13 protein-coding genes and 1 tRNA gene are annotated in these 12,343 nt (G+C 64.9%); 6 read left to right on the forward strand and 8 right to left on the reverse strand.

Features of this window, described 5'->3' with window-relative positions:
• Positions 1-47: 47 nt before the first annotated feature.
• Complete coding sequence (locus tag CV102_RS08175) at positions 48-1,109, reverse strand: TrmB family transcriptional regulator (protein WP_148857405.1); 1,062 nt, start codon at positions 1,107-1,109, stop codon at positions 48-50.
• Positions 1,110-1,266: 157 nt separating this feature from the next.
• Between CV102_RS08175 and CV102_RS08180 the strand changes: the two genes are divergently transcribed.
• Complete coding sequence (locus CV102_RS08180; RefSeq protein WP_148857406.1) at positions 1,267-3,306, forward strand: glucan 1,4-alpha-glucosidase; 2,040 nt, start codon at positions 1,267-1,269, stop codon at positions 3,304-3,306.
• A 159-nt stretch (positions 3,307-3,465) separates the two neighbouring features.
• Here CV102_RS08180 and CV102_RS08185 read toward each other — a convergent pair whose 3' ends face one another.
• The 4 genes from CV102_RS08185 to CV102_RS08200 form a co-directional block, all read right to left on the reverse strand.
• Entirely contained in the window at positions 3,466-4,890 is a 1,425-nt protein-coding gene (locus CV102_RS08185; protein ID WP_148857407.1) for a GntP family permease, read from the reverse strand.
• 289 nt (positions 4,891-5,179) lie between these two features.
• The gene (locus CV102_RS08190; RefSeq protein ID WP_148857408.1) at positions 5,180-5,671 is read right to left on the reverse strand and encodes a peroxiredoxin family protein; all 492 of its coding nucleotides are present in this window, start codon (positions 5,669-5,671) and stop codon (positions 5,180-5,182) included.
• A 101-nt stretch (positions 5,672-5,772) separates the two neighbouring features.
• Entirely contained in the window at positions 5,773-7,032 is a 1,260-nt protein-coding gene (locus CV102_RS08195; protein WP_148857409.1) for an alanyl-tRNA editing protein, read from the reverse strand.
• A gap of 75 nt (positions 7,033-7,107) precedes the next feature.
• On the reverse strand, positions 7,108-7,635 hold the full coding sequence (locus tag CV102_RS08200; RefSeq protein ID WP_148857410.1) for a helix-turn-helix domain-containing protein: 528 nt from the start codon (positions 7,633-7,635) through the stop codon (positions 7,108-7,110).
• A gap of 235 nt (positions 7,636-7,870) precedes the next feature.
• Here CV102_RS08200 and CV102_RS08205 point away from each other — a divergent pair.
• Together CV102_RS08205 and CV102_RS08210 are read left to right on the forward strand one after the other, a co-directional pair.
• Positions 7,871-7,955 (forward strand) — tRNA-Leu (locus CV102_RS08205).
• Positions 7,956-8,236: 281 nt separating this feature from the next.
• On the forward strand, positions 8,237-8,800 hold the full coding sequence (locus tag CV102_RS08210) for a DUF420 domain-containing protein (RefSeq protein WP_148857411.1): 564 nt from the start codon (positions 8,237-8,239) through the stop codon (positions 8,798-8,800).
• A gap of 38 nt (positions 8,801-8,838) precedes the next feature.
• Here CV102_RS08210 and CV102_RS08215 read toward each other — a convergent pair whose 3' ends face one another.
• The gene (locus tag CV102_RS08215; RefSeq protein ID WP_148857412.1) at positions 8,839-9,135 is read right to left on the reverse strand and encodes a hypothetical protein; all 297 of its coding nucleotides are present in this window, start codon (positions 9,133-9,135) and stop codon (positions 8,839-8,841) included.
• 3 nt (positions 9,136-9,138) lie between these two features.
• Positions 9,139-9,414, reverse strand: coding sequence for an ArsR/SmtB family transcription factor (locus CV102_RS08220; RefSeq protein WP_148857413.1), 276 nt, complete (start codon positions 9,412-9,414; stop codon positions 9,139-9,141).
• A gap of 260 nt (positions 9,415-9,674) precedes the next feature.
• On the opposite strand from CV102_RS08220, the gene CV102_RS08225 reads away from it, so the two are divergent.
• A complete protein-coding gene (locus CV102_RS08225) occupies positions 9,675-10,079 on the forward strand; it encodes a hypothetical protein (RefSeq protein WP_148857414.1) in 405 nt (134 codons plus the stop codon).
• 43 nt (positions 10,080-10,122) lie between these two features.
• Here the strand turns inward: CV102_RS08225 and CV102_RS08230 are convergent, their stop codons facing one another.
• On the reverse strand, positions 10,123-10,398 hold the full coding sequence (locus tag CV102_RS08230) for a hypothetical protein (RefSeq protein ID WP_148857415.1): 276 nt from the start codon (positions 10,396-10,398) through the stop codon (positions 10,123-10,125).
• 357 nt (positions 10,399-10,755) lie between these two features.
• Here CV102_RS08230 and CV102_RS08235 point away from each other — a divergent pair, with 357 nt between their 5' ends.
• Positions 10,756-11,640 carry an SDR family oxidoreductase gene (locus tag CV102_RS08235; RefSeq protein ID WP_148857416.1) on the forward strand — a complete coding sequence of 295 codons (885 nt, stop codon included), beginning with the start codon at positions 10,756-10,758 and terminating at the stop codon, positions 11,638-11,640.
• A 108-nt stretch (positions 11,641-11,748) separates the two neighbouring features.
• Positions 11,749-12,339, forward strand: coding sequence for a methyltransferase family protein (locus CV102_RS08240; RefSeq protein WP_148857417.1), 591 nt, complete (start codon positions 11,749-11,751; stop codon positions 12,337-12,339).
• Positions 12,340-12,343: the final 4 nt, after the last annotated feature.

The raw sequence follows: 12,343 nt of genomic DNA on the forward strand, positions 1-12,343 counted from the left end.
GCGGAAATCCATCACGACGACGTTCACCGTCCCCTCCCAAGAACGTTTCACTCCTCGAGGGGTCGAATCGTGACCGAGTCGGCCTCGAAGTCCTCGAGGAACGCACCGGAGCCACCGATCGTGTACCGTTCGCCGTCGATCCGGATCTCGAAGGCGTTCTCGATCGGGAGCGTCGAGGTGGCCGGTCGGACGAGGCTCTGCCGGACCGCGACGACTTCCCCGGTGAGCGTCGACGGCAGGTCGTGATCGCCGAGCGGCGTGCCCGTGACGGTCGCCTCGATCGGTCGCTCCGTCGCCTGATGGAGCGCGATCTGGAAGACCGCGTTGCGAAAGCCCTCGTAGGTCTGTGGCAGATCGCTGGGCGTCGTAACGTACCGTTCCTCGGCGGTCGGCCAGTAGTTCGCCAGAAACGAACCGGCGAGAACGGGGGCGAGTTGCTCCTGGGTGAGCGAGATGGCCTTGGTGTCGCTCGTCGAGGAAGTCAACAGTTCGCTCGGTGCGAGCAGACCGTGTTGTCGATCGACCGTCAGCATCGTCGGGACGAGGGCGTCCCACGTCCGGACCGTACTGGCCGTCCCGGCCAGCGAGGCGATATCCCGGTGTTCGTCTCCGGTCGCGCCGAGCAGGAGGAGCACGAGCACGCCCCGGTCGACGGTCTCCTCGAGCGTCGGGCGGATCTGCGGGAGCATCTCGGCGGGAAGCGAGAGCGTCACCTCCGTCTCGGCGTTCGAAAGCAGGCTTTGAATCCGTTTGAGGACCGTCTGCCGGGACTTGATCACCTCGAACTGCTCGCCGGTTCGTTCGGTCTTCGTGTACCGCGACCGGATCTCCGGTTCGATATCCTCGACGCTGCGGGTGAGCCGATCGACGACCGTCTCGGGCGGAACGGGCCGGATAAGTGTCGGCACCGAGTGGTCGTCGACCTCGACGAAGCCGCGTTCTTCCAGCTCCTCGCTGATACTGTAGACGTAGCGCTTGGAGACGTCGGCGGCGTCCGCGATGGTGCTCGCCTTCGACTCTCCGTGCTCGAGGATCGCGAGATAGGTGTCGATCTCCTTCTTCGAGAGGCCGAATCGCTCGAGTAACCCGGCGAGGTCGTCGTCGTCCATGGAACTACGTCAACGATTGCACGGTCACCGTAAAATATGCTCGGTCGCCGCCGTCCCGCGGGTTTTCCCTCACTGACCCATCTCCGTTCGATCACTTTGAAAGTGAGAATACATTTTTCAACAAGATTTAATGGACCGCGGACGAAGCTGGTATACGATGGAATTACACGGCGCCCTCAACGACTTCAAGCGCTCGCAGGGCGACAGACATCGGTTCCCCGGCGAGCGCAGGTCGACGACGGGACTGTTCTCTGGACTCGACGATCGGCTCGTCCACGTCGCTCCGGACGGCTCGCTCAGAGACTACTCCTACCCGCTGTCGGGACTCGCGGGCATCGAACGCTCTCGGTTCGGGCTCGAGATCGACGACGACGTTCACTGGTTCGACGACGGCACCCAGCGCTACGTCGAGGAGACGGCGGTCGTCGAAACCGTCCACGAGGTCGGCGATATCACCTGTCTGCAGTACGACCTCACCGTGGGTCGACTCCACCTGACGCACTTCGTCCTCGAGGAGCAGACCGACGTCGATGCGACGATCCACGGCTGCTACGGGTTCGCTCCCGAGGGACGGGCGGGACGGATCGGACAGCTCTGTCACGGCGACGCCGTCGAGATCCACCACGACAGCGAGCGAGACTTCCTCGCAGTCTCGACCGACGTGACGTTCACCGGCCAGGTTCCCGAGCGCTTCGAGGAACTGCTCGCGGCCGAACCCGCGGAGTTCCCCCGCACCGAAGACGACGATCGGTACGAGGAAGGGCGCCTGAGTCCGATCACGATGACCGAAGTCTCCCTCACCGGGACGTCCCCGAGCGCGACCGTCGCGACGCTCCTCACGGAGGACGCGGACCGGGTCGACTCGCTCGAGCGGGTCCGGGCCGACGCCGCCGAACACGCCGACCGCAAAGCGGTACTCGAGGCAGGACGACGACAGGCCCGGGACAGACTTCCCGTCGACACACCCGGCATCGAGCGCGGGTTCGCGGATCTGCGTGCCCTCTCGCTCCTGCGGGCACCCACCGGAGCGCGGATCGCCGGCCCCGAGTTCGACCCGTTCTACCGGTACTCCGGCGGCTACGGCTACACCTGGTTCCGCGACGACGCCGAAATCGCCGGCTTCCTGCTCGCCGCGGACCGGCGAGCGGACCTCGGCCTCGGGGAGTGGCACGCCGCCAGCGCCCACTTCTACGCCGAGACGCAACTGGACGACGGCACCTGGCCCCACCGCGTCTGGCCCCACAACGGCCGTCTCGCTCCGGGCTGGGCCCACGGCCGGCTCGAGGAAGCCGACTCCGTCGACTACCAGGCCGACCAGACCGCGAGCGTCGCGGCGTTTCTCGCCACGTACCTCCGCGAGGTCGACGACGGCGACGAACGCGTGCGCGAGACGCTCGTGGCCGCCCTCGAGGGGATGGACGCGACGCTCGAGCCCGACGGGCTGCCCGAACGCGTCCAGAACGCCTGGGAGAACATGACGGGCCGCTTTACGCACACCGCCGCGACCTATCTCGAGGCCTACGCGGCGATCGCTCGAGCGCCGGTCGACGACGACGTTACGATGCGTGCACGCGAGGGTGCGACGGCGGTCTACGACGCGCTCGACGAACTGTGGGTGCCGGACCGGGGCTGCTACGGGCTGCGACTCGACGGCGAGGAACTGGACGAGCGCCTCGACGGGAGCACGCTCGCATTGGCGGCCGCCCACCGCGAGTACGACGCGGTCGTCGGGGTCGACGACGAGCGCCTCGAGCGCCTCGTTTCGCACGTCGAGACGACCCTCGACGGCCTCTACCGTGATCCCGAGGGACCGATCGAGGGGATCGCACGCTTCGAGGGGGATCCGTGGCGCGTCCGCGACCAGGGCGAGGCGAAGATCTGGACGGTCACGACCGCGTGGGGCGCCCACGCGGCGACCGAACTGCACGACCTGCTCGTCGCCCACGACCACGACGCGGCGTCGGCGTTCGAGGACCGCGCGCGGCAGTTGCTCGAGTTGGTCGCTCCCGGCGGTTCGCTGCGGCGGGACGGCGAGTACCTCCCGGAACAGCTGTTCGACGACGGAACGCCGGACAGTGCGACGCCACTCGGCTGGCCCCACGCGATCCGGCTGGCGACGGCGAGCGCGCTCGAATCAGTCGAGATCGCTGAGCCCGCCGGGGTGCCTGCCGGCGAGCGGGCGGCCGGACGGGAGTAGCCGTCGCGGTCGCTGTACTGTGCCCTCGACGGTGAGATACCACTCGGCGTTCTGTTTTCAGGCGGTTCCGTAGCCGTCGACGCCCGGACCTGGGCTCGAGTTTCGAACCGATTCCGTTGACGAGTACGCGAAAAGAGCGACGAAACAGTGGTGTGCCGATCAGGCCAGCGGCACGATCGACGCGGTGATCGTGATGATGATGAACGCCGTGACCGAGATGATCGTCGTCAGCGCCGTCCAGATCTTGACCGTTTCGGCCTGCGTGAGGCCACCGATCTCCTTGACGAGCCAGAAGCCGCTGTCGTTGAACCACGAGCAGATGTTCCCGCCTGCGCCGATGATCAGTGCGAGGTAGACCGGGTGAACGGCCAGTTCGGGCACCTGCGGTGCCATAATCCCCGCCGTGGTGATCATCGCGACGGTCGCCGAACCCTGTGCGATGCGGATCGCGGCGGCGATGAGCCACGCCGAGATCAGCACGGTCAGTCCGCCGCCGGCGCCGACGGCGACCAGTTCCGTGATGTATTCGCCGATACCAGAGGCTGCGAGCAGTCCACCGAACGCGCCGCCAGCGGAGGTAATCGCGGCGATGTGTGCACCGCTTTTGAGTGACTCGACGAGTTCGTCAGTCCAGACGTCCTGTTCGATCGCGCGAGCGCGAAGGTACGTCACGGCAGCAGCGAGCGCGGCGGCGGTCAGCGCGAAGTTCGGATCACCGAGGAAGCTCGCGACCGGCGCGAACGCCTCGAGTGCGCCCTCCGCGCCGGCGAACGGGGCGACGCCTTCTGCCGCGAGATCGAGCATGAAATCCACGGTCGTATTCGTGGCGACGAGAACTACCGCGAGCAGGATTGGGAGCGAGGCCTCGAACATCCCGGGCAGTTCGCTGGTGGACCGCTCTGCCAGTTCGTGGACTTCCTCGGCGGTCGATCCCATCGTTTCCCGCAGCGGAATGTCGTCGAGACGGTTGTTGATCCACCTCCCGTAGAGAATTCCGGAGATGGCTGCGGTCGGAACCGCGACGAGGACGCCGCCGAGCATCATCGCGCCGAGGTCGACCGCATCGCCGAGTTCCGCCGCCACCGCGAGCGGGCCTGGGGTCGGCGGGACGAAGACGTGCGTCGTCGCCGCACCGGCGCCGACCACACAGAGGAAGAGCGCGTAGTCGCGGCCGGTCCGTGCCCGCATCGAGCGGGCCAGTGGAGCCATCAGGTAGAAGACGTTGTCGAAGAACACGGGAATCGACAGCGCGCTACTGCTTCCCCACAGTGCGAGATACGATTTGTCCTCGCCTGTTACGGACTGGAACGACCGAACGATGCGTTCTGCAGCACCGCTTTCCATCATCGCTTTTCCGATGACCGCTGCCATCAGAATGGGAATACCGATCCCCGCCATCGTCTCGCCGAATCCGCCGGCGATCTCCGCCGGCACTTCGCCGAACGGCACAGCGGCCGTCGCAGCGCCGACGATCAGCGAGGCGATGATGAGGCCGATAACTGCAGGGAGTTTTAGCCAGACGAGTAGTGCAATAACTGCAACCAATCCGATCAAGAATACGATCAGCGGGTTAGCGATTGCCATGTTACAACCACACTAATTCGAACAGACCGTATTATATTTAATTACATTATTTCCGAGGACTGAGTAAACAAACATTCAAATAAATCTATATTTTGTTGTGGTGGTGGTGTTTAGAGGGACATTCCACCTCGTATTTTAGTACTACTCGAGTAGTTTCTTTTGACCGGCATAAATTCACTCGGACTCGAGCGAGTAGTCCGTGACTGCCTCCGAGAGTAACTGGCACGACGGGCCAAACCCGGCTGGTTCTCGAACGCAGGAGCATCGATACTAACGTCTGGTCGACAGATTACGCCGATCGATCGTCGATCACAGTGAGCAGTTCGTGAACGGACGGTCGGTCGAACGACGTCGCACCTTCGTGGGTGTACTCGACCGAGGGCTCACCATCGCGGTAGCCGAGGATGACCGTCATCGGTACCCGGCCGATCGAGGAGACGAACTGTCCGAGGCGGCCGTACTGGGTTCGCTGGTGAAACTCCTCGGCAAGGGCTGCCTCACGGTCCGCCAGGACTGGAAACGGCGGATCGACGAGTCGTCGCCAGGCCCGAACTTTTGGAGTGGTTCCCGGAACGATCGCCGCCACCGTCGCGTTTCGCCGCTGGAACTCGTCGTACTCGGCTGCAATCTCGCGCGCCTGCTGGCGACACGTACCGCTGCCAGGACTCTGCATCAACAGCAGGACGACGAACATCGACTCTGCGCCGAGATCGGCTACCGACACCGTCTTTGGTCCCGCTGCGACGTTTGGAAACTCCGTCCGGAGGGAGTCGAAATTCATAGGCTCCCTATGATCCCGTGCTCAAAAATGATAGGGCAGAAACATCCCTCTCAGGACCGATAACCTGTTCGATACCGCGCACCGTCGTCGATCCCGGAATGTCACTTCAGCGCCGCGAGGACGGCCTCCGCCGCGGCGTCGAACCCACCCGCCTGCGCGACGCGTTCGGAGCCGCCGCCACCACCGCCGAACTCGTCGGTCAGTTCCTCGATGACCGCGTCGGCTGCCACGGAGCCGTTCGCTGCCACGGCTACGTAGGACGCGTCGTCACCGACGAGCACGACGACGTCGGCCAGTTCGTCCGCGGCGTCCGTCGCGATCTCCGTCGCCTCGTTCGACTCGACACCCTCGACTGTCGTCGCGAGCCACTCGGCGCCCTCGCGCTCGAAGGGCTCCGTTCGATCGAGGCGAGCCTCGACGAGTTCCCGCTGGAGCGACTGGACCGAGTCTGCCAACTCGTCCCGTTCGTCTTGCAGACGACGAAGTTCGTCGGTCACCGACTCGAGCGGCGCGCCGAGCGCCTGGCTCGCGTCGAACGCGACGCGCTTTTCTATCCCACGGCGATCGATGGCGCTCGGGCCGACGGCGAACTCGACCCGGGTCAGCCCCTCGCCGGGGTTCGACCGACCGAGAACGGTGACCGGGCCGATCTCGCGCGTGTTGCGAACGTGCGTGCCGCCACAGGCCGCGACGTCCCACGGCTCCCGTGAGTTCGTGCCGGGACTCCCCGTCGCGGCGTCGGCGCTGATCGCCGTAGTGGTGCCGTTGTCGTTCTCGCTGCCCACGGTGACGATCCGGACTCGCCCCTTCCGGAACGCGCCGTCCTCGGTCGCGTCGTTGAACGCGATCTCCTCGCGCTCGCGCGCCTCGGCGACGGGGATGTCCTCCCAGGAGACCTGGTGTGAGTCCCAGACTGCCCGGTTGACGAGTCGTTCCAGTTCGACCAGCGTCCCGTCGTCGATCTCCGTGCTCGTCTCGAGGTCGACCCGAACCTTCTCTGCCCCGATGTCGAAGCCGCCGTAGCCGAGATCCTCGAGGAGCCGTCGGCCGGCACCGTAGAGGACGTGACTGGCAGTGTGGGCACGCATACAGTACATTCGGAACGCCCAGTCGACCGAGCAGAGTACGCCCCGGCCCGCGCCGAACGAGGGCTCCTCGGCGAGGACGTGAACCGGATCGCCGTCGACCAGTCGGACGTCGACGACTTCGTGATCGCCGATCGTGCCGCGATCGGCCGGCTGACCGCCGCTCTCGGCGTAAAAGTAGCTCGTTTCGAGCCAGACCTGTCGGCCGTCGACCGCTGCCACTTCCGTCTCGAACCGCGTGGTGTACGGTTGCGCTGCTGCGCGTTGCCCGCTCATCGGTCTCACTCCGTCGCCCGGTATCAAAAAGGTGCCCCGCTGGCGCGAAGCCGAAACCCGTTCGCAGAACGACCGCTATTCGGCGAGTGTCACGTCGAGGACCTCCTCGAGCGCCTCGATCAGTCCGCCGCCGACGCCAGCCTGCGTCGCGCGACCCTGCTCGATGGCGAGGAGATCCCGTTCGGGAACGCCGAGTTCCTCGGCCAGTTCCTCGCGCTGGTAGCCGGCTTCCCGGCGGGCCTCGATCAGCACCGATCCGTAGTCGGAGACGAGGTACGGAAGCGGATCGTCGTCGTAGTTGGTTCCCTCCTTCTCCCAGTGTTCGGAGTCGCCGTCCCAGATCGGGTTCGCCTTCGCGACGTTCTGGGCCGCCTTCTGCTTTCGACTGGGTTCGTCCTGATCGCCGCCCGAGTCCTGCGAGCGAGACGTGCCCCGGTTCCCGCGGCTCTGTTTCTGTGCGTCGTCGTGCGGTGCGCAGTCGGGACAGACCTCGAGTTCGGCCCCGGCGACCTGCGCCCGTCGAAGCGAGTCGCTCTCCGCGCCACAGAGTTCGCAGTTCGTCCCGCCACCGCCGCCGGACGAACCGGTCGAGTACTTAGCCATACGCTACGTACGGATCTGTCGCATTTCAATACAGCGGTAGCCGGAACGTTTCGCGTTCCTCGGCCAGTTCCGTGAGCGGAACGAGGCGGCACGAACCGGAACTGATGACCACTATGAACCGAATCTCGTCGCTCTCTGGGGGCAAATTCCATGTGACCCCGGCGCAGGCGTCGACTCAAAGGAAAGGGCTTTTATAATCACACTGGATACGATTGAGTGCAGAAAGAGATCGCGAGCGTGGGTAGCCAAGCTAGGCCAACGGCGCAGCGTTGAGGGCGCTGTCCCGTAGGGGTCCGCCGGTTCAAATCCGGTCCCACGCATCGCAAGGGTGGACGAAGTTCACCCAAGAAGCGCGGCGCGATGCGCCGCGAAACGATGCAGGTGATCTCCCTTCGAGGACATCACCCACGCACAATCCTTTCGGAAACTACACCGAACAGCCGTCGCGCTGTCCCGCAGGGGTCCGCCGACGAGCGATTGATCCTCTCGATTACGAGCGAAATCGCCTCGAGACGGTGCGACCGGAACGGCCGCGCCGGCGTCCGGTCGCGGTCTCGTCCGAGACAGCAATCCCTTTCTCCGCACAGTCGAACCTCGAGACATGGCGTACGTCCCTCGAGAGCGCATCCGGCCGCTCACGGTCGTTCTAAGCGTCGTGTCGCTGGGGCTCGTGTTCGCGGCCGCAGGCGGACAGATCCCGCAGTCGACGGTGCCCGCCGCACCGGAGTGGATCCTTGACCTGATTCCGCACGTCAACGTCGCGATCAGCGCGACGGCCATCGGGACGATCGCGCTCGGCTGGCGGGCCATCCGCCGCGGACGAATCGACCGCCACCGCGTCGCGATGCTCGCCTCCTTCGGGCTGTTCGCGGCCTTTCTGGTGCTCTATCTGTACCGACTCGTCGCGACCGGCGGACCCCAGGAGTTCCCCGGTCCCGCGGCCGTCGAGCAGTTCGTCTACCTGCCGATCCTCGCCGTCCACATCTTCCTCGCGGTCGTCTGCATTCCGCTGCTCTACTACGTGCTCCTGTTGGCGGGCGCGTATCCGCTCGAGGAACTCTCGCAGACGAACCACGCCCGTGTCGGTCGAGTTGCGGCGAGTCTGTGGCTGATCTCGTTCGCGCTCGGGATCGTCGTCTACGTGTTGTTACACGTTACGTACTGACCGAAGTGCCGGCTGATCCCCCGTTCGCGTTCGACGGATTACTTTAGCGTGACGTAGACGAGCGAGAGCAGCGCGACGAACTGTAGCGACCGCAGCGCCAGCATGACCCGGTGAACGATCGGCTCGTAGCCGTACAGCATCTCCTCGGCGAAGAAGAAGTAGACGGCGACGACGTTCTCGAGCATGAAAACGAGGCTGAACAGGAGCAATCCGAGCACGAGCGGCGTTCGGAACGTGCGGTAGTTCTGGAGCCAGACGTAGGACAGCGCGGCGAGCAGGACGATGTTGCCGCCCGAAAGCGCAGTCGCGACGGTGACCTCGGTTGTGATAGCCATCTGTTATTCCACCTTGTCGATGATCGACTCGAAGTCGTCCCTGTGGTGTTCGAACTGATCGGTCAGGAAGTAGAGTTTGCCGTACTCCTGGTCCCCCTCCTCGACGACGTCGTGGTCACTGAGCATGTCGAGATGATACCGGACCGTATTGTACTTGACGTCGAGTTCGTCCGCCAACTGATTCGCGTTCCGGGGGCGGTCGTCGAGTGCGCGGATGATCCGCGCCCGATTTTTGCCCCCGCGCGTGCCGGCGATGAGATACCACAGGGCCTTCTTCATCCAGACGAGGAATCGTTAGTGTAAGAGAACTAAATAACTCCCGTTGATCCGGGTCGGTGCGAGCGGCGATTCGGGCAGGCGTAAACGGACGGACGGCTACTGGACCGCGCCGTGTAGTTCGCGACCACGGTGCTCGCCACGAGGACGTCATCAGGTGTCGGTGGAGAGACGTCGGGTACCACCGAAGCGATTCGCCGTGAGTGTGCTGGCGGCACACGACCGGGACACGGCTTTTGTTCTCTCGGGCAGAACGCTCGCTCGTGCAACCGACTCGAGACGCAGTTCGAAACGGGCTCCTCGTCGCCGGCGGCTTTTTCGTGGGTACCGGCATCGTCACCGGACTCGTCCCGACGCCGTTTTTCGATCGCATGGTGTCACACTCCGCACTCGATTACGCGTTTTTGCTGCTGACGTCCGTTCTCGCCGGCGCGTACGCCGCACAGCGATCGACGCTCGCCGACTGCTCCGGCGACTACTGTGCGTACGGCGGCGCCGCAAGCGGATTTTTCGCCGTTTCCTGTCCGCACTGCAACGCAGTTCTCGTCGCGCTGTTCAGTAGTTCGTGGCTCGCCGCGTACGTCGATCCGATCCGGCCCCTGTTCGGCGTTCTCGCGACCGGACTCCTCGCGGGGATACTCTACACGCGCCGCCGTACTGGTGGGTAAACGGCTCGCTCGAGTATCGATCCGAAGTTGGCACAGACGCCGGTTACGGGGTGACACTCGCTGGTTCGGGTTCGACGTTGCTCTCGCGTTTCGCCAGCCGAAACTGCTCCAGACAGTCGCGGAGTTCCTCCCGACTGTCGTGAGTGAGGAGTTTCATCGGCGTGTCGCAGTAGTAGGTGCCCTCGTGCTTTCGAATGACGACGTTCGTCGTCTTTCCGAGGATCGATACCTCGATGACGACGCGACCGCCGTCCTCTAAGACGTCGAGTATCTCCGTTGCGGTCAGTTCCTTTCGCGAAGCGCGTTTGATGGTAGACATACGTGGTCAGTGGGGACGTCAACGGCTCGAGGTCGTTCTCGAAACGACGGGACGGGGCGAGCGCACGTCTCGTACTGGAACGACGACGTATCGACTGATGAACGTTATTCAATATCCGGGGGGTATCCGTTGAAACTCTCTCTAGAATTCGGACCGGGACGGCGTCGATCCGCCGGCCCCATCACGCTCGACGACCCGTCCGGAGAGCGTTACCCCCGAGAGGCCGGTCACGCTCGCGGAACGCGTCACGGCCCGCCCGTCATCGCTGGCAGGACACGGATGGACCGATCTCGGGGATCGAGGGACCATTCTATAGCAACGGACACGCCCAACCGTCGCCCGGCGATACGGCCGTCCATGACACGTCAGGAAGCGCGCAAAAAAGCCGACGAGATCGAGCCCCAGAAGCAGGACCGACAGCCCGGGGTCGAGAGTGAGATGGAGCCGTCCGCCGAGTTCATCCGCGACAGCTACCAGGGCAGCGGCAAACTCGAAGGGAAGGTCGCGATCGTCACCGGCGGGGACAGCGGGATCGGCCGAGCCGCCGCAGTACACTTCGCCCGGGAAGGTGCCGACGTCGCCGTAATGTACCTCGACGAGGAGGAGGACGCCGAGACGACGGCCGAGATGATCGAGGACGAGGGCGGGGAGTGTCTGACCATCGGGGGCGACGTCCGGGACAGCGCGTTCTGTCAGGCGGCCGTCGAGGAAGTGATCGACGAGTTCGGCGACGTGAACGTGCTGGTCAACAACGCCGCGGCCCAGGTCGTCAAGACCGAGCTGACCGACATCACCGACGAGCAGTGGGAGGAGACGTTCGCGACGAACATCCACGGCTACTTCTACATGACCAAAGCGGCGCTGCCGCACCTCGAGGACGGCGATACGATCGTCAACACGACCTCGATAAACGCGTTCGCCGGGAAGGCGACCCTGGTCGACTACTCCACGACGAAGGGCGCGATCGTCGCCTTCACGCGATCGCTGTCCCAGCAGCTTGCGGGCGAGGGAATCCGCGTCAACCAGGTCGCCCCCGGCCCGATCTGGACGCCGCTGATCCCCGCGACGATCGGCGACTACGACCCGGAAATGGTCGAGGAGTTCGGCCAGGACGTCCCGATGGGGCGTCCGGGCCAGCCCAGCGAACTCGGGCCGGCGTACGTCTTCCTCGCCTGCGAGGACTCCTCGTACGTCAGCGGGCAGACCCTCCACATCAACGGCGGCTCGATCGTGGGCGGGTAGGCGGCCACTGGCCCTCGTCCCTCACAGGTGACGAGTTCGTCATCGGGGCGTACTCGCCGTCCGTGGCAGATGACCAACACTTATCCTCGCCGGGGAATATGCTGCCGTATGATCCCGCAGTCCGGTCCGGAACTCCCGTCGACGGCCGCCTTCTTCGTCGTCGTCGGCGTCTGGATCGTCTCGGACTGGTCCATCGGTTTCCGGTACCGGAGAACGGTCGAGGGATCGCAAGACAAAGGATCGAAACACGCCATCGGCGCGGCCGTCGTCGGAGGTATCCTCGCCGCCGCACTGCTCCCGCTGATCGTTCCCGCACCGCGAGTCCCGTCGCCGGCGGTCGCCTTCTGGGCCGGACTCGGAACGATCCTGCTCGGCGTCGCCGTCCGGCAGTACGCGGTTCGGACGCTCGGAAACGGGTTCTCGCTCGAGGTTACCGTCGACGCGGACGACGAGGTGATCGACTCGGGGCCGTACCGGTGGGTCCGCCATCCGTCGTACACCGGTGCCTTGCTCTCGCTCCTCGGCGTCGGTATCGCTGTCGGCAACTGGCTGAGTATCGCCGTCGTTTTCGTCGCCGGGCTGGCGGGCTACGGCTACCGGATCCGCGTCGAGGAGCGTGCCCTCCGTGATACCCTGGGTGACGCCTATGCCGAGTACGCGGACCGGACACCGTACCGACTCGTTCCCGGACTCTGGTAGCGCG

The organism is Natronococcus pandeyae (assembly GCF_008122205.1).
In the GTDB taxonomy this organism is placed as follows: Archaea; Halobacteriota; Halobacteria; order Halobacteriales; family Natrialbaceae; genus Natronococcus; species Natronococcus pandeyae.